Origin of the sequence: Nocardiopsis sp. NPDC006198 (genome assembly GCF_040613895.1) — a bacterium.
Classification (GTDB): domain Bacteria; phylum Actinomycetota; class Actinomycetes; order Streptosporangiales; family Streptosporangiaceae; genus Nocardiopsis; species Nocardiopsis tropica.
In genome coordinates, this window is record NZ_JBEXSY010000003.1 from 95,257 (window position 1) to 118,917 (window position 23,661).

The 23,661-nt window shown below is 72.4% G+C and carries 17 protein-coding genes and 1 pseudogene; 16 read left to right on the top strand and 2 right to left on the bottom strand.

All coding sequences use genetic code 11. The annotated features are described in order from the left end of the window. Positions 1-13: 13 nt before the first annotated feature. On the bottom strand, positions 14-1,363 hold the full coding sequence (locus ABZ234_RS03355) for a serine hydrolase domain-containing protein (RefSeq protein WP_355010822.1): 1,350 nt from the start codon (positions 1,361-1,363) through the stop codon (positions 14-16). Positions 1,364-2,514: 1,151 nt separating this feature from the next. Here ABZ234_RS03355 and ABZ234_RS03360 point away from each other — a divergent pair. After that, entirely contained in the window at positions 2,515-11,961 is a 9,447-nt protein-coding gene (locus ABZ234_RS03360) for an amino acid adenylation domain-containing protein (protein WP_355010823.1), read from the top strand. Positions 11,962-12,422: 461 nt separating this feature from the next. Further along, positions 12,423-13,655 (top strand): methyltransferase domain-containing protein, encoded by a 1,233-nt coding sequence (locus ABZ234_RS03365; protein ID WP_355010824.1) that lies wholly within the window; start codon positions 12,423-12,425, stop codon positions 13,653-13,655. Between the two features lie 226 nt (positions 13,656-13,881). On the opposite strand, the pseudogene ABZ234_RS03370 reads toward ABZ234_RS03365, so the two are convergent. Further along, a pseudogene (locus ABZ234_RS03370) lies at positions 13,882-14,496 on the bottom strand (AMP-binding protein); the annotation flags it as partial. Positions 14,497-14,715: 219 nt separating this feature from the next. On the opposite strand from ABZ234_RS03370, the gene ABZ234_RS03375 reads away from it, so the two are divergent. From ABZ234_RS03375 to ABZ234_RS03440, 14 genes are all read left to right on the top strand, one after another. Beyond that, the gene (locus ABZ234_RS03375) at positions 14,716-14,919 is read left to right on the top strand and encodes a hypothetical protein (RefSeq protein ID WP_355010825.1); all 204 of its coding nucleotides are present in this window, start codon (positions 14,716-14,718) and stop codon (positions 14,917-14,919) included. After that, positions 14,916-15,128, top strand: a complete 213-nt coding sequence (locus ABZ234_RS03380; RefSeq protein WP_355010826.1) for a hypothetical protein — start codon at positions 14,916-14,918, stop codon at positions 15,126-15,128. The genes ABZ234_RS03375 and ABZ234_RS03380 overlap by 4 nt, the downstream gene beginning before the upstream one ends. Further along, positions 15,125-15,250 (top strand): hypothetical protein, encoded by a 126-nt coding sequence (locus ABZ234_RS03385; RefSeq protein WP_355010827.1) that lies wholly within the window; start codon positions 15,125-15,127, stop codon positions 15,248-15,250. The genes ABZ234_RS03380 and ABZ234_RS03385 overlap by 4 nt, the downstream gene beginning before the upstream one ends. Then, positions 15,244-15,495, top strand: a complete 252-nt coding sequence (locus ABZ234_RS03390) for a hypothetical protein (protein WP_355010828.1) — start codon at positions 15,244-15,246, stop codon at positions 15,493-15,495. Before ABZ234_RS03385 ends, ABZ234_RS03390 begins: the two co-directional genes overlap by 7 nt. Further along, positions 15,492-15,929: a hypothetical protein gene (locus ABZ234_RS03395; RefSeq protein WP_355010829.1), complete on the top strand. Its 438-nt coding sequence runs from the start codon at positions 15,492-15,494 to the stop codon at positions 15,927-15,929. The genes ABZ234_RS03390 and ABZ234_RS03395 overlap by 4 nt, the downstream gene beginning before the upstream one ends. 200 nt (positions 15,930-16,129) lie before the next feature. Continuing rightward, positions 16,130-16,453, top strand: coding sequence for a hypothetical protein (locus tag ABZ234_RS03400; RefSeq protein ID WP_355010830.1), 324 nt, complete (start codon positions 16,130-16,132; stop codon positions 16,451-16,453). Between the two features lie 82 nt (positions 16,454-16,535). Further along, entirely contained in the window at positions 16,536-16,724 is a 189-nt protein-coding gene (locus ABZ234_RS03405) for a hypothetical protein (RefSeq protein ID WP_355010831.1), read from the top strand. A gap of 35 nt (positions 16,725-16,759) precedes the next feature. Beyond that, on the top strand, positions 16,760-17,044 hold the full coding sequence (locus ABZ234_RS03410; protein WP_355010832.1) for a hypothetical protein: 285 nt from the start codon (positions 16,760-16,762) through the stop codon (positions 17,042-17,044). A 77-nt stretch (positions 17,045-17,121) separates the two neighbouring features. After that, on the top strand, positions 17,122-18,375 hold the full coding sequence (locus tag ABZ234_RS03415; protein WP_355010833.1) for a hypothetical protein: 1,254 nt from the start codon (positions 17,122-17,124) through the stop codon (positions 18,373-18,375). A 956-nt stretch (positions 18,376-19,331) separates the two neighbouring features. Beyond that, entirely contained in the window at positions 19,332-19,925 is a 594-nt protein-coding gene (locus ABZ234_RS03420) for a hypothetical protein (RefSeq protein WP_355010834.1), read from the top strand. Between the two features lie 27 nt (positions 19,926-19,952). After that, positions 19,953-22,052 (top strand): FtsK/SpoIIIE domain-containing protein, encoded by a 2,100-nt coding sequence (locus tag ABZ234_RS03425; protein ID WP_355010835.1) that lies wholly within the window; start codon positions 19,953-19,955, stop codon positions 22,050-22,052. Between the two features lie 236 nt (positions 22,053-22,288). After that, on the top strand, positions 22,289-23,044 hold the full coding sequence (locus tag ABZ234_RS03430; protein WP_355010836.1) for a metal-dependent hydrolase: 756 nt from the start codon (positions 22,289-22,291) through the stop codon (positions 23,042-23,044). Positions 23,045-23,100: 56 nt separating this feature from the next. Next, entirely contained in the window at positions 23,101-23,346 is a 246-nt protein-coding gene (locus tag ABZ234_RS03435) for a hypothetical protein (RefSeq protein WP_355010837.1), read from the top strand. 84 nt (positions 23,347-23,430) lie between these two features. After that, positions 23,431-23,661 carry a hypothetical protein gene (locus tag ABZ234_RS03440; protein WP_355010838.1) on the top strand — a complete coding sequence of 77 codons (231 nt, stop codon included), beginning with the start codon at positions 23,431-23,433 and terminating at the stop codon, positions 23,659-23,661.

Consider the following 23,661-nt stretch of genomic DNA (forward strand, 5'->3'; position numbering starts at 1 on the left):
CAGGGGTGGTGGATCAGGCGTTGGGGCCCACGGCGAGCCCGCTCAGACGCAGGGTGCGCCCGTTGTACTGCAGGGCCGTGGCACGTCCGGGGGCGGCGGGGTCGGTGAGGAAGCGTCCGCTGAGGGCGATCCCGCCGTGGCGCCCGGAGACCACCCGGAAGGCTCCGCCCGGCCCGGTGGTCAGCTCGCCCTCGAAGCCGTTGGACATGACCAGCCGGTGGCCGCCGCGGTCGTGGACGACCTCGGCGCTCAGGCCGCCGTTGCCGTAGCGCCCGGTGACCCGGTCGGGGGCGGTCGCGGTGGCGGCGGCGCCCTCGGCCGCGGCGTCGGGCTGGCGGTAGTGACCCACGTCCACCCCCAGCTCGCGCAGGCCGCGGACCAGGTGCTCCCAGGTGGTCACGCCGGTGGTGGAGTTGGTGGTCAGGGCGACCACCGTCCCGCCCTCGGGGTCCACGCGCAGGTTGCAGGTGGCCCCGTCCAGGGTTCCGTCGTGGCCGTACCACAGGCGGTCGCCCGCCAGGTGCAGGGACCAGCCGGCGCCCCAGCCGTCGGCCAGGCCGAAGGGGTCGGCCACGCTCACCGAGCGCCCCATCTCGCCCAGCACCTCCGGGGCGGCGACCTCGCCGTCCAGGGCCGCGTGCCCGGGGCCGAGGAAGGCTCTACCGAAGGCCGTCAGGGTGGCGGCGCTCGCGGCCAGGCCCCCGGCCGGGGCGAAGGCGGGTTCGATGTGGAAGCCCACCGGGTGGGCCCGGCCCGCGCCGTCGACGGCGTGGCCGGTGACCAGACCGGGGGCGGGGGGCCGCGGCGCCGGGACCGGCGCCAGTTCCATGCCGGTGGACCAGCACAGGTGCGACTCCACGGTCTCCCACCAGTCCTGGCCGGTGACGGCCTCCACGAGCCGGCCCGCCACGGCGTAGCCGGTGTTGGAGTAGGAGAAGACCGTCCCCGGCGGCGCGATGCGGTCCTCGGGGGTCAGCGAGGAGACGTAGCGGCGCAGGGAGGTGGCGGGGGCGTCCGCGGGCCGCTCCGAGACCAGGCCGGCGGTGTGGCTGAGCAGGTGGCGGGCGGTGACCCCCCGCAGCGGGTGGTCGGGGGCGCCGCCCCCCAGGTGGTCCAGCACGGGGGCGTCGAGGTCGACGTCGCCGTCCTCCACCAGTTGCATGACCAGGGCGGCGGTGACGGGCTTGGTCACCGAGCCCAGGGGGAAGAGGGAGGCGTCCTCCACGGGACGTCCCGTCGCGGAGTCCTCCACGCCGGTGACACAGGTGTGCAGCTCCCCGCGGTGGTAGACCGCGAGTTGGGCTCCGGGAACGCCGGTCCGGCGAGCGGACCGCTGGAGCAGGTCGGACAGGGCCTCACGCACGATGGTTCTCCTCGTGGGGGTCGGAGGGCACCCGAAAGGCCGGCGCCCGGGACGGAGCAGCCGGTCGCTTCGGTGGGGACAGGGCGGTTCGACGCACGTGCCACGGATACTCACATATCGCTTCGAATCTTGGCAAGGGATTCCAATATGCCGGGAACCAGGTGAGGGCGAATGCGGTCAGGGCGTACGTGGAGATTTCCGTGGTGTGAAGGCATTGCGCCCTCATCGGCGGTCGTCAGGTTTTTTCGTAGACCCCCCGGTTTTAGCAGGGTGTTCACCTCGCGGTCGTGGGAGCGCCCCCCGGAGGGACGCATCACGTGCCGTTCCGGACGCCGGTCGGAACACCGGTGGTTTACCGGCGCCCCTGTGGTTCTTCTCACTCGTTTGCGCTGATGGGAGGGCGTGAGAGGGGAAAGGCTGTTCCGGTTCGCGCACCTGCTCCACGATCGTCGGAACGGATGCTTCCCTCCTTGCGTATGAACGGAAAGTTCGTCCAAACCACAAAAAAATGCCCTTTGCGGCGAAACGTATGCACTGGCCCGAGTGCTGTGCTATGGACCGAACACGGGCCCTGACCACGTGTTATGCCGGGATCGCGACGCCCCCGGGAGGGAGGGGCGGCGGCGGGGGTTCGCGGCGCGGGCGGAAGTACCCCCCGGTGGGGTGCGTGGCGGCTCCCGCCCCACAGAAGGAGCGAGAGGGCCCCTCGTAGCCACATCCGGTCAAACATTGAATTCTCATTACCCTGGGTGTTCGAGCGACTTCGTAGGGTGTTCACGATTCACAGTCGAGCGCACCTCTCGCACAGATGGAAGGTCTTTGTTCTTGACCTTTATAGAATATAATATATTTTGCGTTGTTTTGTCTGATTTGTGGCGTTAAGTATTCCATGTGACACAAGTTGTTCCGAGTGTGATTTTCTGTCCGTGGAGGGAATTTCAGGACGAAGATGATTTTGGTAAAGTGCCCGGTTGGATAAGGCGATGTGGCACGCTCTGTTGTCGTACGGCGGCCATGGGGGGAATGGCGGATCGATCGGCGTCCGCCGACCCCGCCGGACGGCCACGCCGTCGCGGCGACGGATCACGGCCCCCCACACCCGTCCGCCCGTCCGCCGTCCTCCCTCCCGAACGCGCACCAGGAGCCACCACGTGCTGTCCTCCCAGGAGTCGAACCGCCCCGAGCCCGTCCCCGTGGACGCGCTCCCGCACGCCTCGGTACCGGAGGCCTTCGCCGCACAGGCGGCGCGCACCCCCGACGCCCCGGCCCTGCTCGGCGACTTCCCCGAGGTGTCCTACGCCGAGCTCGACGCCGGCTCCGCCGACCTGGCCCGCCTCCTGCTCCTCCGGGGGCTGCCCCGTGAGGGCACCGTGCTGCTCGCCCTTGAGCGGGGTCCGCACGTGGTCACCGCGATGCTCGCCGTGCTGCGCGCCGGGGGCGCCTACGTCCCCGTGCACCCCGACGACCCCGCCGAACGGGTGCTGGCCGCCGCCGAGCGCACCGGCGCCCGCCTGGTCCTCACCGACCGCTCGCTCGGCCACCGCCTGCCCGAACGCCTGACGGGGACCGCCCGGGTCGTCGACCTGGACGGGACGGACGTCCTCGTGGCGGGGCGGGGCGCGGACACGGCACTGCCCGTGGTCGACGCGCGTGCGACGGCCTACGTCATGCACACCTCCGGGTCGACGGGTGTGCCCAAGGGGGTGGCCGTGACCCATGCCGACGTGGTGGCCCTGGCCCGGGACTCACGGTGGGGCGGCGGTCGCGACCGCCGGGTGCTCTTCCACTCCTCGCACGCCTTCGACGCCGCCACCTACGAGATCTGGGTCCCGCTGCTGCGCGGCGGGGCCGTGGTCGTCGCGCCCCCCGAACGGCTCACCGCCCACGCCTTCGGCGCGCTGGCGCGCCGGCACGGGGTCACCTCCACCTTCGTCACCGCCGCCCTCTTCGACCTGTTCGCCGCCCAGGACCCCTCCTGCTTCGCCCCGCTGCGCGAGGTGATCGCCGGGGGCGAGGCCGTCCCGCCCGCAGCGGTCCGCGCCGTGCTGGAGGCCTGCCCCGACACGGTCGTGGCCAACGGGTACGGGCCCACCGAGACCACCACCTTCGCCACCCACTTCGCCGTGGACCGGGCCCGGCCCCCGCACCTGTCGGTCCCCGTCGGCACGCCCCTGGACGGCATGTGCGCCCGCGTGCTCGACGCCCGGCTGCGCACCGTGCCCCGGGGGCGGGTCGGGGAGCTCTACGTCGGCGGCGCCGGGGTCGCGCGCGGCTACCACGGGCGCCCGGCCCTGACCGCCGAGCGCTTCGTGGCCGACCCCCTCGACGACGGCGGACGGCTCTACCGCACCGGCGACCTCGTGCGCGAGGACGCCGACGGGACGCTGGAGTACATGGGCCGCGCCGACTCCCAGGTCAAGATCCGGGGCTTTCGGATCGAACCCGGCGAGGTCGAGGCCGCCCTCCTCACCCAGGAGGGCGTCGCCCAGGCCCTGGTCACCGTCCGCGAGGACGCGCCGGGCGCGCGCACCCTGGTCGGCTACGTGGTCGGCCCGGTCACGGACACCGCGGCCCTGCGCGACAGGCTCTCCGCCCGCCTGCCCGGCTACATGGTCCCCTCCGCCGTCGTGGTCCTGGAGGCGCTGCCCCTGACCGCCAACGGCAAGGTCGACCACCGCGCCCTGCCCGCGCCCCCCGCCCGCACCGTCGACTACGTCCGACCGCGCGAGGGCGCCGAACACGCCGCCGCCGAGGAGTTCGCCGCGGCCCTGGGGCTGGAACGCGTGGGCGCGCGCGACGACTTCTTCGCCCTGGGCGGCGACTCCATCCTCGCCGCCCGCGTGGCCTGGCGTCTGGGCGAACGCCTGGGGAACGGCCTCGACCCCCGCGCCCTGTTCCGCCACCCCACCCCGGAGGGCATCGCCGCCGCGGGCGGTGCAGGACCCCGCGAGGAGCCCATCGCCCCTGTGGGACGCGGGCGCCCGCTGCCGCTGTCGGCGGCCCAACGCCGCCTGTGGTTCCTGCACCAGCTCGACGGCGACAGCTCCGAGTACCACACCGGCAGCGCCTTCCGCCTGCGCGGCCCGCTCGACGTGTCCGCGCTCGGCCGCGCCCTGGAACTGCTCCAGGAACGCCACGAGTCCCTGCGCACCACCTACGACACCGTCGACGGCGAGCCCTTCCAGTACGTGGGCTCCCCCCGCCAAGACCTGCTCACGGTGCGCGAGGTGGCCGCCGGGGACCGGACCACCCTCCGGGAGGAACTGCACGCACACCTGCGGCGCGAGGTCGACACCCCCTTCGACCTGGTCGCGGGGCCGCCCACCCGTGCCCTGCTGCTGCGCCTGGAGGCCGAGGACCACGTCCTGGTCCTGAGCACCCACCACATCGCCTGCGACGGCTGGTCGGTCGACCTCCTGCACCGCGACCTCGCCGCCTTCCACCGGGCCGTCGTGCGCGGGGAGGACGCCGACACCGGCGCGGAACTCGACTACGCCGACTTCGCCGTCTGGGAGCAGGGCCGCTGGGAGGGCCCCGAGGCCCGGCGCCGCCTGGAGTACTGGGCGCGCACCCTGGAGGACGTGCCCCCGCTGGCCGTGCCCACCGACCGCCCCCGGCCCGCCCGGCGCACCACGGCCGGGGCCGTGCACCGCACCACCCTGGACGCCGGCCTGCTCCGGGGGCTGCGGGCCCTGGGCGCAGAACGCGGCGCCACGCTCTTCGCGACCCTGGCGGCCCTGACCCAGGCGGTGCTCTCCGCGGCCTCCGGCTCCGCCGACGTCGCCCTGGGGGCCGCCTCCGCCGGACGCGACCACCCCCGGCTGGAGGACGTGGTCGGCTTCTTCGTCAACCCGGTCGTGCTCCGCTCCCGCCTGCGCCCGGGCACCACCGCGGCCGAGTTCGTCGAGCAGGTGCGCGCCGAGGCCGACGCCGCCCTCGCCCACGAGATGCCCTTCGACCGCGTCGTCGACGCCCTGGTCACCGAACGCGACCCCTCCCGCGGCCCCCTGTTCCAGGCGCTGATGGTCCTGCAGAACGCCCACACCGGCGGGCTGGAGCTGGAGGGGCTGCGCACCGAGGAGCTCGACCTGCCGCGCACCGCCGCCCTGGCCGACCTGGTCTTCGAGTACGCCGAGCGCGACGGCGTCCTGCGCCTGGCCGTCGAGTACAACACCGACCTGTACGACGCCGGGCGCGTGGAGGCCCTGGCCGACGCCCTGTCCCGCCTGGCCGGCGCCGTCGTCGCCGACCCCGGCCTGGACCTGACCGCCCTGGACCTGCGCCCCGTGTCCGAACGGGCCCTCCTGGAGACCTGGGAGCGGGGTCGCGCCCAGGCCGGGCCCGTCTCCGTGACGGCCGCGTTCGCCGCGCAGGCGGCGCGCACCCCCGACGCCCCGGCCCTGCTCGGCGACTTCCCCGAGGTGTCCTACGCCGAGCTCGACGCCGGCTCCGCCGACCTGGCCCGCCTCCTGCGCGCCCGGGGGGTGGGCGCCGAGGAGGCCGTCCCGCTGCTGCTGGAGCGGGGTCCGCACGTGGTCACCGCGATGCTCGCCGTGCTGCGCGCCGGGGGCGCCTACGTCCCCGTGCACCCCGACGACCCCGCCGAACGCGTGGCCTGGACGGTCGAACACACCGGGGCCCGCGTCGTCGTCACCGACACCGCCTCACGCTCCCGCCTGCCCGAGGGCCTCGACGCCCGCGTGCTGGTCCTGGACGGGACCGACCCGCACCCGCCCGCCCGTGTCGAGGACCCCCTGCCCGTGGTCGACGCGCGCGCGGTGGCCTACGTCATGCACACCTCCGGGTCGACGGGTGTGCCCAAGGGGGTGGCCGTGACCCATGCCGACGTGGTCGCCCTGGCCCGGGATCGGCGCTGGGGCGGGGGGCGCGACCGCCGGGTGCTCTTCCACTCCTCGCACGCCTTCGACGCCGCCACCTACGAGATCTGGGTCCCGCTGCTGCGCGGCGGGGCCGTGGTCGTCGCACCCCCCGGGCGCACGGGCGCGGAGGAGTTCGGCGCGCTGGCGCGCCGGCACGGGGTCACCTCCACCTTCGTCACCGCCGCCCTCTTCAACCTCTACGCGGCCCAGGACCCCTCCTGCTTCGCCCCCCTGCGCGAGGTGATCACCGGGGGCGAGGCCGCCAACCCCACGAGCGTCCACCGTGTCCTGGAGGCCTGCCCCGACACGGTCGTGGCCAACGGGTACGGGCCCACCGAGACCACCACCTTCGCCACCCACCACCCCGCCGCGCGCACCCGCGAACCGGTGCGCGCCGTCCCCGTCGGCACGCCCCTGGACGGCATGCGCCTGCGGGTGCTCGACAGCCTCCTGCGTCCCGTCCCCCTGGGCGCGGTGGGAGAGCTCTACATCGGCGGCGCCGGGGTCGCGCGCGGCTACCACGGGCGTCCGGCCCTGACCGCCGAGCGCTTCGTGGCCGACCCCCTCGACGACGGCGGACGGCTCTACCGCACCGGCGACCTGGTGCGGTGGAACCGCTCCGGGGAACTGGAGTACATGGGCCGCGCCGACTCCCAGGTCAAGATCCGGGGCTTTCGGATCGAACCCGGCGAGGTTGAGGCCGCCCTCCTCACCCAGGAGGGCGTCGCCGAGGCCGTCGCCCTGGTGCGGGCCGCCCCCGGCGGCGGGCGACGGCTCCTCTCCTACGTCGTCGCCTCGAAGCAGGGCGCGGGGCAGGAGGAGGCCGAGGGGTGGCGCCGCGCCCTGGCCGCCCGCCTGCCCGGCTACATGGTCCCCTCCGCCGTCGTGGTCCTGGAGGCACTGCCCCTGACCGCCAACGGCAAGCTCGACCACCGCGCCCTGCCCGAACCCGGGAACGACCGGGAACACGCCGCTCCCCGGACCGACGCCGAACGCCTCCTGGCCGAGGTGTTCGCCTCCGTCCTGGCCGTGGAGCGGGTGGGGGTCCACGACGACTTCTTCGCCCTGGGCGGCGACTCCATCCTCAGCATCCAGGCGGTCTCCCGCGCTCGCGCGGCCGGGGTGGAGCTGACCAGCCGCGACGTCTTCTCCCACCCCAGCGTCGCCGCCCTGGCCGAGGTGGCGCGCGTGCGGCCGACCGGGCCGGCCGGAACGGGACCGGTGAGCGGCCCGGTCACCCCCACACCCGTCATGGGCTGGTTCGACCGCACGCACCCGGTGGCGCCCGACCACTTCGCCATGTCCGTGCTCCTGGACCTGGCCCGACCCCTGCGACCGCGCGCCCTGCGCACCGCACTGGCGGCCCTGGCCGACCACCACGACATGCTCCGCCTGCGCCGCGACGGCGACGGCCCGCGTGTGGCCGAACCCGGCACCGCGGCCCCGCCCCTGGACGTGGTCGACCTGACCGGGCACCCGCCCGAGAGGACGCACGACCCGGCCTCGGAGAGCATCCGCGCCGCCCACGCCGGTCTCGACCTGGCCCACGGGCCGGTCTTCGCCGCCGTCCTCCTCGACTCCGGCGCCGCCGGCTCCCGCCTGTTGCTGACCGCCCACCACCTCGTCGTGGACGGGGTGTCCTGGCGGGTGCTGCTGGAGGACCTGGCCACCGCCTACCACCAGGCGCTCCGGGGGGAGCCGGTGGCCCCGGGGCCGCGCACCACGCCCTTCGCCGTGTGGGCGGACCGCCTGGCCCGCCACACCGCGGAGGGGGCCTTCGACGCCGAACTCGACACCTGGGCCGCCGTCGCCGCCACCCGCGTCGAACTGCCCCGCGACCACCCGGGCCGGGGCAACGGCCTGGTGGGGGACCAACGGGTGGTCACCGCCGGACTGTCCGAGGAGGACACCCGCCGCCTGCTGCGCGAGGCCCCCGCGGCCTTCCGCACCCGGGTCAACGACCTGCTGCTGGCCGCCCTGGGCCGCGTGCTGTGCGACTGGACCGGGGCCCGGGGCGTCCCCGTGGACCTGGAGGGCCACGGCCGCGAGGACCTGTTCGAGGACGTGGACACCTCCCGCACCGTGGGCTGGTTCACCACCGTCTTCCCCGTCGTGCTCACCTCGGCCCCCCGCTGGGCCGACCAGATCCGCACCACCAAGGAGACACTGCGCGCGGTCCCCGGCAACGGTGTGGGCTACGGGGCCCTGCGCCACCTGGGCACACCCCGGCAGCGCGCCCGCCTGGAAGGGGAGCCCGCGCCCGGCGTGAGCTTCAACTACCTGGGCCGCTTCGACACCGCGCCGGGCCGGGACGCCCTGCACACCGGCCTGCAGATCAACCCCGGCGGCGAGCACTCCCCTGCCGAGGAGCGCGCCCACCTGGTCGAGGTGGTGGGCCGTTTCGAGGGCGAACGCCTGGTCTTCGACTGGTACCACGCCGCCACCGTCCACGACACGGCCACCGTGCGCCGCCTCGCCGACCGCCTGGCCGCCGAACTCGCCGACCTGGTCGGCTTCTGCCTCGACCCCTCCCAGGGAGGGGCCACCCCCTCCGACTTCCCCCTCGTGCGCCTGGACCAGGCCCGGGTCGACCGCCTCGTCGGCGACGGCCGCCACGTCCAGGACGTGTGGCCGCTCACCCCCATGCAGCAGGGCATGTTCTTCCACTCCGTCCTGGAACCCGGCTCCGGCTCCTACCTGGAGCAGGTCGTCGTCGACCTGACCGGGGTCGGGGACCCCGGCCCCCTGGACCGCGCCTGGCGGGAGGTGGTCGCGGCCACCCCCGTCCTGCGCGCCCGGGTGGCCTGGGAGGGGCTCGGCGAACCGGTCCTGCTGGTGCACCGCGACGTCCCCGTCGAGGTGGTCCACCGCGACCTGCGCGGTGCGCAGGAGGAGGAACGCGAACGGGCACTGGCCGACCACCTGGCCCGGGACGCCTCCCGGGGCCTGGACCCCGCCCGCGACCCGCTCCTGCGCGTGGCCCTGCTGCGCACCGGCGACACCTCCGTGCGCATGGTGTGGACCTTCCACCACATCGTCCTCGACGGGTGGAGCCTGCCCCTGGTCCTGGAGGACCTCCTCACCGCCCACCGGGGCCACGCCCCGGCCCCGCGCCCCGACTTCCGCGAACACCTGCGCCGCCTGGCCGGGCGGGACGCCGAGGAGGCGTACGCCTTCTGGCGGGAGGCGCTGGAGGGGGTGGCCGAACCCACCCCGCTGCCCTACGACCGGCCCCCGGCCGCGCTGCGCGCCGCACGCTCCTCCGCCCGCGTCCAGGTCTCGCCGGCCCCCGCGCGGGCCGAGGCCGTGCACGCCTTCGCGCGCGCCCACGGACTGACCGTCAACGCTCTGGTGCAGGGGGCCTGGGCCCTGCTGCTGTCCGCGTACTCGGGCCGCACCGACGTGGTCTTCGGCGCCACCACCTCCGGCCGGCCCGACGACATGCCCGGCGTGGAGGCCGCGGTGGGGCTGTTCATCAACACCCTGCCGGTACGCGTCGCCGTCGACCCCGCCGTGCCCGTGGTCCGGTGGCTGCGCCGCCTCCAGGAGGACCAGGCGCTCTCGCGCACCCGGGACCACGTGTCCCTGGCCCGGGTGCAGGCGGAGGCGGGCCTGCCCGGCGACACCCCGCTCTTCGACAGCGCCGTGGTGTTCGAGAACTACCCGGTGGTCGGGGCGCCGCCCGGGGACGGCCCGCGCGCCGAGATCGTCACCGCGCTGGAGGCCACCAACTACCCGCTCGCCCTGAGCGCCTACGCCTCCGACGGGCTGCGCCTGGTCCTGGGCCACGACCCCTCCTGCTTCGACACCGCGACCGCCGAGCGCCTCCTGGCCGACCTGGAACGCATCCTGGTCTCGCTCACCGAGGACCCCGAACGCCCCCTGGGCCGCGTGGCCGGCGCCGCCCCGGCCCGCTCCCTGGCCCTGGCCGAGGGCGGCGGGAAACAGCCGCCCCGCACCACCGTCACCGCCCTGTTCGCCGAGCGCGCCGCCCGCCACCCCGGGGCGACCGCCCTGGTCGGGGCCGACGGCACGTGGACCTACGCCGACCTGGACGCCGAGGCCGAGCGGGTCGCCGACCGTCTGCGCTCCCTGGGCGTGGGCGCGGAGTCCCGGGTGCTGCTGCTCATGCCCCGGTCGCCGCGCGTGGTCGCGGCCGCGCTCGGCGTCCTGCGCACCGGGGCCGCCTACGTCCCGGTGCACGAGACCGTGCCGACCGCGCGGGTCCGATCCCTGGCCGGGGCCCTGGGAGCGCGCGTGGCCGTCGCCGATCCCGCCATGGCCGGGCGCTGCGCGGACCTGGAGGCCGTGGTCGGCTACGCCGCCGACGGCGCCCTGACCGGAGCCGAGGGGACAGGGGGCGGGGGCACCGGGGTCCCGGCCGGACGGGGGCCTGTGCACGAGCACACCGCCGCCTACGTCATGTTCACCTCGGGCTCCACCGGCGTCCCCAAGGGCGTGGTGGTCGACCACCAGGCCGTGGTCGCCCTCAGCGCCGACTCCCGCTGGGGCCACGGCCACGACAGGGTGCTCTTCCACTCCCCGCACGCCTTCGACGCCGCCACCTACGAGATCTGGGTCCCGCTGCTCAACGGCGGCACCGTCGTGGTGGCCGACGGGCCGCTCTCCGCCGACTCCCTGCGCGAGCACTCCGCCCGGCACGAAGTGAGCGCGGTCTTCCTCACCACCGCGCTGTTCAACCTCTTCGCCCAGCAGGACCCGGAGTGCTTCGCGGGGCTGCGCGAACTGTGGACCGGCGGGGAGGCCGCCGACCCCGCCTCCCTGGCCCGGGTGCGCCGGGCCTGCCCCGACACCTCCCTGGTCCACGTGTACGGGCCCACAGAGGCCACCACGTTCGCCACGTGCACCGCGGTGGGCGAGGAGGAGGCCCGTGCCGGGCACTGCCCCATCGGCCGCCCCATGGACGCCACCGGCGCCCACGTGCTGGACGGCGCCCTGTGGCCGGTGCCGCCGGGGGCGGTGGGAGAGCTGTACCTGTCCGGGCCCGGGACCGCGCGCGGTTACGACGGCCGGCCAGGCCTGACCGCCGAGCGCTTCGTGGCCGACCCCTTCGGCGACGGAGGCAGGCTCTACCGCACGGGCGACCTGGTGCGCTGGGCCGCCGACGGACGCCTGGTGTTCGTCGGCCGCGTCGACGGCCAGGTCAAGCTCAACGGGTTCCGCATCGAGACCGGGGAGGTGGAGGCCGCCCTGCTGCGCGGACCGGACGTCGCCCAGGCCGTGGTGCTGGTGGCCGAGGCCCCCTCCGGGGGGCGCAGGCTCGTCGCCTACGTCACCGGGCACGAGGCGGACCCCGAGGCGACGCGGGAGCGGCTGACCCGCGAACTGCCCGCCTACATGGTGCCCGCGGCCGTCACCGTGCTGGAGTCCCTGCCGCTCAACAGCAACGGCAAGGTGGACCGGGCCCTCCTGCCCGAACCCGCCTGGGCGCGCGCCGCCGCACCCGTCCACGTCGAGCCGCAGACCCCCACCGAGGAGGCCGTGGCCCAGGTGTGGGCCCGCATCCTGGGCCTGGAGCGCATCGGGCGCGACGACAACTTCTTCGAGATCGGCGGGGACTCGGTGCGCAGCCTCCAGGTGGTGCGCGAGGTCGAGAGCCTGCTGGCCGTCACGGTGCCCACCCGCCTGCTGTTCGACCACCAGACGGTGCGCGCCTACGCCGAGGCGGTGGAGGACGTGCTGCTGGAACAGATGTGACATGGAAGGACCCGGAGCCATCGGGCGCCTCCTCCCACCCGATGGCCTCGGCGTTGACCGCCGTGGCCATGTGCACCCGCTCGTACGGGACCGCCTCCGTCGTGCGACCGCACCTGTGCTGAGCACGCCGACACCAGCAGGTTCGGATGGTTCTGTCAGAGCGAACTGCGAGGGCGGGGGAGGCATGGCTCTGTTCCGCGGGCTCGTGGGAGTGGGCGGAATCTGTTGCCCGTGTCCAGGACCGATGAATCGTCTCTGGCGTATCCGGTCCACATCCGGCCACTGCCATGACACGCTTTACACGCACAGTTACAGTCGCCTCGCAGCGAACCGCACAAGAGAGGTCTGGCCATGGGCAAGCACTCGAACCCCGACGCACCGCAGGACCAGCGCGGCGACCCCAAGGACAACGACTCCCAGCACCCGAGCCCTCACGGGGGCGGCGGGGAGAAGCAGGGCAAGTGATCGCCCCGCACAGTGAACGCAGGGCCGCCCTGGCCGCCCGGTTGGCGGACCGGGGCGTCCTGACCGACCCGGCCTGGCGCCGGGCCGTGGAGTCGGTGCCCCGGCACGCGTTCCTGCCCGACACCGTCTGGGGCCTGGACGTCGATGCCGGGGACGGCAAGCTCGCCCCCGTCCCCCGCTCGCACCCGGACTGGTCCCGGTGGGCCTACGACGACGTCTCGGTCATCACTCAGGTCGACGACGGCGCCCCCGCCCACCCGGACGGGCGTGGGGAGCGGGCCACGTCCTCGGCGTCCCAGCCCTCCCTGGTCGTGGCCATGCTCCAGGCCCTGGACGTCACCGACGGGATGGACGTCCTGGAGATCGGCACGGCGACCGGGTACAACTGCGCGCTGCTGTGCGAACGCCTGGGCCAAGAGCACGTCACCTCCGTCGAGATCGACCCGGCCCTGGCCCGGCAGGCGAGGTCCAACCTGGCCGCCGCCGGGTACGAGCCGCGGCTGGTCGTCGGGGACGGCGCCCAGGGGACGCCCGGCCGTGCCCTGTTCGACCGGGTGCTCGCCACGGTCGCCGCACGCGACATCCCCGGGGCATGGATCTCCCAGACCCGACCCGGCGGGGTGATCGTCACCCCGTGGGCGACCGGCTTCGCCACCACGGGCCTGCTCCGGCTGATCGTGCAGGAGGGGGGTGTGGCGCACGGGCGCGTGGTCGGCGACGCGCCGTTCATGTGGTTGCGCGATCAGCGGGTGCCCTCCGGACAGTGGAGGGACTTCGTCGACGAGCAGGCCGCCGGCGCGGTCGGGTACCGCACCGCGGTCGACCCGATGCCGGTGTGCGACGCCGACCCCTCCGGCGGTCTGGCTTTGACGGTGGGGGCGCTGGTGCCGCACCTGAACACGGTCCGCTACCACGCGGCGGACGACAGCGGCGAGGCGACCGTCTACCTGTTCGACCGGCGCGGGTCGTGGGCCCTGGTGGAATACGTCCCCGGAAACGCCGACTTCGAGGCGCACCGGTACGGCCCCCGCGACCTGTGCGCGGAGATCGACCACGCCCGCCGTACCTGGGAGGCCGCCGGATCCGTGGACCGCGAGCTCCTGGGGGTCTCGGTGACCACCACCGGTGAACGGCGGTTGTGGGTCCAGGAGCCGGACAACCCGCTCCCGGGCGCGCCGGGCGGTGCAGGAACAGGCGGTGCGCATCCTCATGTCGGGTGCCGGGTGTGATGGAGGCGCTGGCATGTCCTGCGAAGGATGAGAGACATGCCAGCACCGAGGAAGCACCTGCCTGAGCTGCGCGAACGAGTGATCCGGATGGCCGTGGACGTCCGCCGCGCACCGGCGACGCCGTGCGGCACGGGTGGTGGTCCGGACAGCCCGTCCGCGTCCACCGCCCGCACGCCGTTGAGCGGCCCGAAACTATCGAGACGCTTCCACCGGGCCGGCGGGGCGCTCAGAGGGGGCGGTCGCGGAGCTCGCGCTTGAGGATCTTGCCCGAGGCGTTGCGCGGCAGCTCCTCCACCAGCCGCACCGCCTTGGGCACCTTGAACGGCGCCAGGCGCTCCCGCACGTGCTCCACCAACAGCCCCGGCAGCGCGCCCGCGTCCGCCCCCGGCACGGGGACCACGTAGGCCGTCACCGCCTCGATCCACTTCTCGTCGGCCACCCCCACCACCGCGGCCTCGGCCACCCCCGGGTGCGCGAACAGCACGTCCTCGATCTCCCGGGAGGCCACCAGCACCCCGCCCGTGTTGATCACGTCCTTGATCCGGTCCACGACCTCGATGTAGCCCCCGGCGTCCGCACGGACCAGGTCGCCGGAGTGGAACCACCCGTCCCGGAACGCCTCCGCCGTCTCCTCCGGCTTGTCCCAGTACCCCTGGCACAGCTGCGGCGACCGGTACACCACCTCGCCCAGCTCTCCCGGCGCCACGTCCCGGCCCCGCTCGTCCACCACCCTCAGCTCCACGAACAGCGCCGCCCGCCCCGCCGAGGCGGGCCGCCCGGCGTGCTCCTCCGGGCGCAGCACCGTGGCCAGCGGGCCGATCTCGCTCTGCCCGAAGCAGTCATCAACGAATCCGACACCCTGCCTGATCTGCAAAACCCCAGTTCAGAGGCACCAATAGCGGTCACTTGTCAGCAGTCAGAGACGACATCTGGCACATGCCCGCTCCAGATCCACTCCAGATGGAGTCGGACCTGACCCCAGAACTGAAGAAGCCCCCGAGGTGGTCTCGAACACCACCGCGAGGGCTAACCCGAAACCTGATCTAGCAGGAGTCGAGCTGTGAACAGCATATCCTTCGACGTCCCCGACGTCTCCCCCGCACTTGAGGCCTTCCTCGCCCTCTCCCCTGTCGAGGTCTGCGCCCTTGTCGCTCTTGCGATCGCCCTCGTGGTCGCCGCCTCCACCTACCGGCGCACCGTGCCCACGCTCAACGAGCGGGCCGTGGCCGACGCGGGCCTCACCGTTGAGGAGGCCCGGCGATGAGCTACATGCTCCTTCTCACCCTGGACGTGCCCGGCCACGGTCGGGTCACCCTTAAGTCGACGTTCGACCCTGCGCCCGGATCCACCCGGATGAACGTCCTCGACGACGCAATCGCGTACCTGTACCGGTCCGTGGGAATCTCCGCAGACACGCCCCCGGTGATCATTCACTGGTCGCTTGAGCCGATGGCGCTCGGCGGTGCCCTGTGAACCTCCTCGACTTCGCGCTCGCGCACCCCTTCGGCACGGCCTTCGGTGTCCTCGTGGCCGTCTCGGTCGCCGCGATCATCTACGCGGCCATCGCCGCTGACTCCGAGGGGCGGTCGTGGTGAGCGCCGCCGCCGACGCCCCCGTCGCTGACATGTCCCTGCGTGCCATCGCCCTCGTCCGCGCCGTCCACCACCGTGACGACTTGGGCGTCCTCGCTGCGCTCGACGGGCTGGACGCGACCGGCGTCGCGATGGTCGCAGTACAGGGAGCACGACTTACCGGGAACCTCATCGCTGACAACTCGGTGTACACGGTCGATCAGGTCTGTCGGAAGTTGGAGCACAGCGTCCGGGCAGGTTCCCAGTGACCGCCTCCCGCTTCGCCGCCGTGACCGCAGCCATGGAGGTCGCCCACCACGTCGGCGACTACATGCTCCAGACCGATGTCCAGTCCGCCCGCAAGGGCGCACGCAGTGACCGCCTGGAGGAGTGCTCCGAGGCCGAGTCGTGGACGGCGCTCGCCGGACACGTCGCCTCGTACCACGTCGCGCAGGTCGCAGCTCTGGTGGTCGCCGACCGGGCGCTCGGACTGAAGCTCCGCCCCGGCCGTGTCGCTGCGGGCGTCGCCATCTCCGCAGTCACGCACGCGGTGATCGACCGCCGTTGGCCGGTGCGCGAGTGGATGGACCGCGCCGGCGCGAGGAAGTTCCGTGAGCACGGCGGGGCGGCGCACGTCGACCAGGCCATGCACCGGGTCAGCCTTTTCGCCTCGGCGCTCGTGATTGCGGGCGGTGCCCGATGACCTTCCTTCGCCTTCTCGCCACCATCGCAGTCTGGCAGTGCTTCGCCTGCGACACGTGGAACTCGGGCAGCCGCTGCACGGTCTGCGAATACGACCCTTACGGCAACCCCCCGCAGAGCTGAACGCGCTCTCCCTCTGCCGTCCGGGCCACCCGGGCGGCTCGGGGACCAGCACGGTCCGCACACGAGAAGGAGCACGCCATGATCACCACCACCGCAGCCGAGTACATCCGCACCGTCGAGACCGCCATCCGCCACTCCGAGAACTCCTGGGCGTGGGACCACAAGCCCCACATCCCCGAGGACGAGCTGGAGACCAGCGACGCCGCCATGGCGCTCGCCGCTTACCTGGAAGCCGCCGAGGAGGGTCGCGGCGGCATCATCTCGCTGCCCGACGGCCAGGCCGTGGCCTGGCACCACCGCGACGGGTGGTCGGTCATCTCCGAGCACGGGGTCGCCACCGGCCTGCTCGTGGGCCTGGACGCCACTGGCGCTGAAGTCGCCCGCATCGTCGCGAAGTACTGACCCACTGCCCTCGAAGGAGTCCCATGAAGACCTGTGACGGAAACGCAGTCGGCGTCGTCCTCTACATGGCGGAGGTCGCGTCATGATCCGCGGATGCCTCGGACAGCTCATCACCTGGGGCCTGATCGGCGCCGTCGTCCTGTGGGTGCTGGGCAACCCGGAGAGCGTGGCAAGCCTGGTCGGCACGTTCCTGGACCTGGTCGTCGCCGCAGCTGACTCCCTCGGCCGCCTGGTGACCTCGCTCGTCGCCGAGTTCGACGGCCTCATCTGATCGCCAGAAATCCCTGCACAGAAAGGCACCACCCCATGGCCACCATCTTCAAGCACACCAACTTCGTCGACCAGACCATCGAGATCGACTCCGACCCCGGGCTGCGGGTCACCACCTCTTCCTGCGAGCCGGTGACCGCGGACGTGTACCTGCCCGAGAGCGACGACCCGCACGCGGTTCTGGGTCTACTGCACGCCATCCTCGTCGCGTCGGGCATGGCCGGCGACTACGAGATCGCGGTGAAGCCCAACTCTGAGTTCGGCGACGCCGAGGAGCTCGCCGCGGGGATCGCCCGGGTGAAGACTCCCGCGACCGCCTGACCCACTCACGAACACGGCCCGCCCCGGACACCTGAATTGTCCGGGCCGGGCCGCTACCGACCTACTGGAGGAAGGCAATGAACACCGTACCAACCGAGAACCCGCAGGAAACAACCCTCCTGGAGGCCCTTTCTCCGTGGCTTCCGTGGGCCGTCGGGGCCGTGGTCGTCGTCGCCATCACCGTGTGGGTGTTGCGTCGCCTGCACAGCGGCGGGCAGCTGGTGGACCTGTCGAGCCGGGCGCAGCGCCTTCTGGTCAAGCGCGCCACCCCTTCCGAAGCACCCAAGGAGCCTTCTCCCGCGATCGAGGGCGAGTCGCCGGCGTGGTTGACACGGGCACTCGGCGCCGCTGCTGCTCTGCCGACCCTGTTCGCTCTGCCGTGGGCGGCGTGGGCTGTCGCGCACGTTCTGCCCGTTCCGTTGTACATCTCCCTGCCGCTCGGTGTGCTGTTCGACCTGGTGATGGTCGCGTCGGTGGTGCTGGCGCTGCTGGTGCCGTCAGTGTCCCGTCAGGCGTCCACTCTCGGATGGGCTGCGGCGGCACTGGCGTCGGCGGCGATCATGTTTCACGTCGGCCTGTCGGGGGCGCTGATCTTCGCCGCGACGCCGCTGCTGTCCAAGGCCCTCTGGGGGCTGTTGGTGACGATCCGCCGAGCGGAGATCAAGGCTCGCGCCGAGGAGAAGCGCCAGCATGAGGAGGCCGAGCGGGAGAAGGAGCGCGTTGAGGCAGAGCGCGTTAAGGCTGAGGCCGAGGCCGCCCGGCTGGCCAAGGCGGAGCAGGAGCGCAAGGACGCAGAGCTGTCCACCGAACTGTCGCATGAGCGCAAGGTCGAACTGGCTCGCCTGGAAGAGGACGCGAAGTACATCGAGGCGAAGGCCGAGCGGGAGCTGCGTGTGGACGAGGCCAAGGCAAAGGCCGAGCACGCGAAGAAGGTTGCGGAGATCGAGCGCTTGGGGGCTGAGCAGCGGGCGATGGACGAGGAGTCCGCGAAGGTTGAGATCGCCCGCCAGGACCTGATCCGCAAGGTGAACGCGTCCAAGCCCGCGAGTTTCGCGTTGTCGAGCGGCGAGGTCCCGAACGACCTGTCCGGCATCTCCTCCCCCGCCGTCGCCTCGCGCGAGGAAGCCACCGACCACCTGACGCTGCTGGGGTTCGGAGGCACCGCACCGAAGCCCGCCCGCGCCACTCCCCTGGAGCTGGAGGTGCGCGCCCGCGAGGTATACGAGCCGGGCATGTCGCTGAACGCTTTCCGCCAGGCCCTCGGCGTCGGGATGACGAAGGCTCACCCGCTCCACCAGAAGCTCCGCGCTGAGTCGGAGGCCACCGGATGAGTGAGCAGCCTGACGCCACCGCTACCGAACCCACCACCCCTACCGACACCGCCACGGCTACCAGTACCGGTAGCCCGGTAGGGGTGGTGCCACTGGCCGGTAGCACCCTGTCCGCGACCGCTGCGAGCTCGGCCGCCGTCTTCTCGGCGTTCGGCCCTCTCGGACTGGTGGCCGGTGGGGCTGTGGCGGCGGTCGGTGGGGCGCTACTGGTGAGCAGCAAGGTCCGCGCTGGCAGGGCCCGGAAGGCGGGTCGCACGGGGCGGGGCTTCGGCGGTCGGCCGCGTGCCGGTAGGTCCCTGCGGCAGATGGCCGCGTCTGCGAAGCGCAGTGGTGGCCTTCCCGGTGCTCGTGCCGGTAGGGCTCGGATGGCTGCGGCCCGCTCGGCTGGTATTGCTTCCGGGATGGTGGCGGGTAGGCGTGCCGCGGCTGCTCAGGCCCGTCGCGGCGGTGTCGGTGGGGGTAGGGGTAGCGCTTCCGGTGGCTACTCGGGTCGGCGCGGTGGCGTGCTCCGTCCGGGTGGTCTTGGCAGCCGTCCGGGGTGGGCCGGCAGAGGTGGCGCTTCCCGGGGGCGGGGTTCTGGTATCGGTGGTCGTGCTACCGGTGGCAGGCGCGCCACTGGTGGGCGCTCGACCTTCGGTCGTCCCCACGGTGGCCTGTCCCCGCGTTCCGGTGGCGGGGGCCGTGGGTGGTGGCCCGGGAGCGGCGGTGGGGGTAGGGGTGCCGGTGGCCGTACCGGTAGGCCTGCCGGGTGGTCTCCCAGTCGGTGGCGTCGACGGGGTGGCAGGGCTCGGCCGGGCGGCGACGGGCTGACCGGCAAGGAGCGGCGTGCGACCCAGCGCGCGTACAAGGCCATCGCGGACCGTCCTCGCTCCCTCGGCGAGCGGCTCAGGTCCCGTCTGAAGTACCGGCTTTCGCGCACCCGTACCGGTCGGATGGTGCTTCGGGCCGGGCGGGGTGTGGCCCTGCTGGGCTCGGGAATCGGCGCCCTCGGTGCGGGCCTGTGGGCCATCAGTCAAAAGTCGTGGCGGTGGGCGTTCCCGCACACCAAGCGCGCCGGCGCCTACCTGGCGGGCGCGTGGTCGGAGCTGCTCCTCAAGGGCAAGCGCAAGTTCGAGAAGTCCAAGTATCGGACCGGGTTCGAGCCCGGCAAGGACGGCGGCCCGGCTGCCGGTGGAGGAGAGCGTCGCATGTCTGGAGCTTCACGTCAGCGGGTGCAGTACGCGGCTCAGCTGCTCGCACAGGAGATCGCGGCTTACAACGAGGAGGGCATGTTGGCCTACGTCGACGGGATCGATGTCATCCCTCAGGCCCTGGAGTACGTGGCGGTGGGCATTCGGGCCCTGGCGGTGTCTGCTCTGAACGAGCAGCCCTTGGACCCGCGCGTAGGCGAGTTCATCAACGGTGGCGCGAACGGCTTGTCCAACCTGTCGAACACAATGCAGCACCTGCGGGGGCTGATCGAGACGGTGCACGCAGACGATCTGCGCAAGCTGCGGGAACACGCCCGTCCGAACGGCCACAAGTGGGACCACACGTACAACGCCAGGTAGCTACCGGTAGCGGAAGGAGGAGTAGCGGTGGGCAAGAAGAAGCAGAAGAAGACGATCGAGTGGGGCCACTACGGGCCGATCTCAGGCCCGTTCACGGCGGCGTGCACGTCGCTGGCGGTGGCCGGGTGGGGTGACGTGGTGGGGCTGTCGCCCTGGTACGCGGTAGCGGGCGCGGGTGCGTGCGGGCTGCTCACTCTGGCCATGGACGTGAAGCGGAAGCTACCGGTATTCGCACGGCTCACCCATCTGGGGGCGTGGGCGTTCCACGGGTGGTGGACGTGGGGGGCGCTCGCTGCCTCCACTCCCTACTCGGTGGACGGTATCGCCACTCTCGCTACCGGTACTGCGGTGGCGGTGGTGGCGGCCCAGGCCGCGTCGGTGCACACCGAGAACGTCCGCGAGCACCTGGAGCGGGTCGAGGAGGAGGAGCGCAAGGACGGTATCGCCGGAGAGTGGATCAGCCGGATCAAGCGGGTGTGCAACATCGGCGGGGTGAAGGTCGCCGGTATCGACCCGTGGAAGCGGCCCGTGCCCGGTAGTCCTGACGAGACCCGGGAGACCGGGTACTCCGTCCTGATCGAGCTGCCTGACGGCGGCTACCGGTGGACGGACATCAGCAGCAAGCGCCTGGAGATGGTGTCGAGCGCGAACCTTCCCACCGGGTGTGGCATCGAGGTCCGTCCCGGCGATACCGCACGGGAGGTCGTCATCGACGTGACCACGGTGAACGTCCTGGGCGAGGATCTGCCGCTGGGCCCGATCGAACGCCGGTCCATCTACGACCCCATCCCCGTCGGCATCCGCCACGACGGCAGCTTCCTTGAGGTGTCGCTGAAGTGGCAGTGGGCCTTGTTGATCGGCCAGACCGGGTCGGGTAAGTCCAACCAGCTCACGGCCATGCTGTCGTACCTGCTGATGTGCGATGACGTGCTGATCTTCGGCATCGACTTCAACGGCGGGAAACTGTTCATGCCCTACCTGCGGCCGTGGCTGCGGGGCGAGGCGAAGAAGCCCGCGATCACCGCGGTGGCCACCGACGAGGACGAGGCTCTGGCCATGCTGAAGTTCCTCATCGACGTGATCCCCCTGCGGGCCTCCGCCTACGCGGACCTGATGGAGGAGGAGGACGACGACAAGGTCCCCGCTTCCCCGAAGATCCCGCACATCGTGGTGGTCTCCGACGAGTCCAACAACTTGCCGTCCGAGGTGAAGAAGCTGCTGGTGGAGCTGTCGAACCGGTCCCGGGCAGTGTCCATTCGGGGTCTGACGTGCGGGCTTCGGGCCGTGGACGCCGGCGGGAACGGGATGCCGATCGAGCTGAACGCGCAGGCCGCGGTGAAGGTCGCCATGCAGGTCGACAACGACGCGGAGCTCTCGTACCTGTTCTCGTGGGGGCGGGCTCCCAAGTGTGAGGAGATTCCGGGGATCGGCTTCGGTGTGGGCGGGGAGAAGGGGAAGCCCATCAGTGGGTTCAAGGGTCCGCGGACGAAGCCGTCGACGGCGTCGGAGGTCGCGAAGGCGTCGGACGTGTGGCGCCCGGACCTGGACGCGGTCGCGATCCAGGCGGGTCCGGACTGGTGGGAGCACCGGTGGGATGCGGCTCGGGAGACGTGGCTGGCGGGCAAGCAGTCGGCCCAGAAGGCCTCTGCGTCCGCACCTCAGGGCGCTTCTGCGGGCCCGTCGCACCCCTCTCCTTCCGGCCCCATCCCGGACCCTTCGCGGGCCGGTGACGTTGCTGAGGAAGCCGCCCGGAAGGCCTTCCGGGACGCGGGGATCCCCTTCCCCGGCGACGCCCCGCAGGAGCCCCAGGGCCCTGCGGATGACGGGTTCGATGCGCTCGCGTCGGACAGCCTCTCCGACCTTCAGGTGCCGCGGCTGCTCACCATCGGACGGGACATGGCCGCAGAGGAGGGGCTGGTGCCGATGGCGGACCTCGCGCGGCGTTTCCAGCTCACCTCCCGACGTCTTGGCGAGCTGCTGCGGATGGTGGGCGTGGAGCCCCGTCAGTCGCCGTGGAGGGGTGCCCGCGCCTACGAGCAGGAGGCGTTCGTGCTCGTGATCGAGGGCATCCGGTCGGGTCATCTCGCGGCCCCGGACGAGGTGTGGGCGGCCTCTCCGGTCGAGTAGCGGCCGGTTGCGCGCCCGATAGCGATACCGGGCGCGCAACCACCTGACCTGCGAAAACTACTGAGTTGCGCTACGCAAGGCCCCCTCCTGGCGGCTCTCAGGCGCCGCCCCTCCCCCTCTTTCCGGTCGCAACCGAGTCCTGCGCGCCCTGTCCTCTTGTGGCCATCCGCCCACGGTCTGTCACTCGTCCGAGAGATCCTCAGGACGTTCCCCTCCTCCCCCTTGGAGCCCCCCTCATGATGGGTACCTCGCATGCTGCGACCGGCATCCTCGCCGGCGGCATGACCGGCTTTCTCCTCTCCGACAATCTGGGCCACGCCCTCGTGTGCGCGGCCATCGGCGCCGGCGCGGCGCTCCTCCCCGACTTGGACACCCCGGGCAGCACGGCAGGCCGGTCCTTGGGTGTGGCGACGGAGCTCGTGTCGGGGAAGATCCGTCAGGCGTCCCGGGAGGTGTACCGGCGGACTGCGACCGCGGTGGAGTTGAAGCGCGCGCAGGACGGCGGGCACCGGTTCCTCACCCACACCGTGCCTGCATGCATGGCGTTCGGGCTCTTGGCGTTGCTGGTGTCGCTGATCCCCCTCGGCGCAGGCCTCGTCGTGTTCGCGATGTCCGCGCTCGGATTGGGGGCGGTGCTGAGGGAGTGGAAGTTCCTCGGCCCACGGAAGAAGCGTCAGCTGACCTCGGTCATCACGGCCGTGCTGTTCGGCGTGGGCACGATGCTGGTTCCGGGTTGGGGGCCGCCGTGGTGGCTGGTTGGTCTCACGGTCGCCGTGGGGTCGCTGACGCATGTGCTCGGCGACTGGCTGACCCGGTCGGGTGTTCCGCTCGCGTGGCCGTTCGTGGTGAACGGCAAGAGGTGGTGGATGTTTCGCAGCCCGGTCGCGTTCCACACCGGCAAGTCCCCGGTCGAGGTCGGCATCAAGTGGGGGTCAGTGGCCGCGTTCCCGATCCTCGTGCTGCTGGGGACGCCAGCGCCTCCCCCGATGTGAGCGTTCTGTCCCCAGCGCCCTCTAGCCTGATCTCTCCACAGAAGAAAGTGATCCCCGTGCCACCCAAGAAGAACATCACCGACTATCGCGTCTTCAGCCCCACCGAGGACAGGTCGGCTCGTATCGCGGCTTGGCTGTCTGAAGCCGAGGGCGAGGGCCACGTCATCAAGGTCGTCGACCAGGAGGCGGAGGAGCCTGTGATTGAGTCTGGCGGGCGACAGTACAGGCTCACCTTCACTGGCGAGCTGTTCCCGGAGGGCTATCTGGCGAGCGCCCGAGCGATCGAGGATGCTAACTCGTAGCTGTGTGCAGTGAAGGCCCCTCTTCGGAGGGGCCTTTTGTGTGCCGTCGGCGTGTCGCCCACCTGACACTTCTACTCTTTGCACATGGTCAAGTACGGAGCGCACCACGAGTGCGAGATCACCATGACGATGACAACCGAGCAGGAGGCGCGGTTCCGCGCCGACCACGACCTCTCGGAGGATGAGCCGCTGGGACCGTGGATCTCTCGCGAGATGGAGGAGCGGTTGCGCGCGGCGGGCCCATGGTTCACCCATGTGCAGGTCGGAGAGGTGTGGAGGGATGCCCCGGAGACAGCTCCCGGCGTCGTCCGATAG

Excerpts from the sequence above, each read along its gene's own strand:
- ABZ234_RS03400 (WP_355010830.1), top strand. The coding sequence starts at position 16,130 with ATGATCACCACCACCGCAGCCGAGTACATCCGCACCGTCGAGACCGCC.
- ABZ234_RS03380 (WP_355010826.1), top strand. The coding sequence starts at position 14,916 with ATGAGCTACATGCTCCTTCTCACCCTGGACGTGCCCGGCCACGGTCGG.
- ABZ234_RS03430 (WP_355010836.1), top strand. The coding sequence starts at position 22,289 with ATGATGGGTACCTCGCATGCTGCGACCGGCATCCTCGCCGGCGGCATG.
- ABZ234_RS03410 (WP_355010832.1), top strand. The coding sequence starts at position 16,760 with ATGGCCACCATCTTCAAGCACACCAACTTCGTCGACCAGACCATCGAG.
- ABZ234_RS03440 (WP_355010838.1), top strand. The coding sequence starts at position 23,431 with ATGGTCAAGTACGGAGCGCACCACGAGTGCGAGATCACCATGACGATG.
- ABZ234_RS03405 (WP_355010831.1), top strand. The coding sequence starts at position 16,536 with ATGATCCGCGGATGCCTCGGACAGCTCATCACCTGGGGCCTGATCGGC.
- ABZ234_RS03415 (WP_355010833.1), top strand. The coding sequence starts at position 17,122 with ATGAACACCGTACCAACCGAGAACCCGCAGGAAACAACCCTCCTGGAG.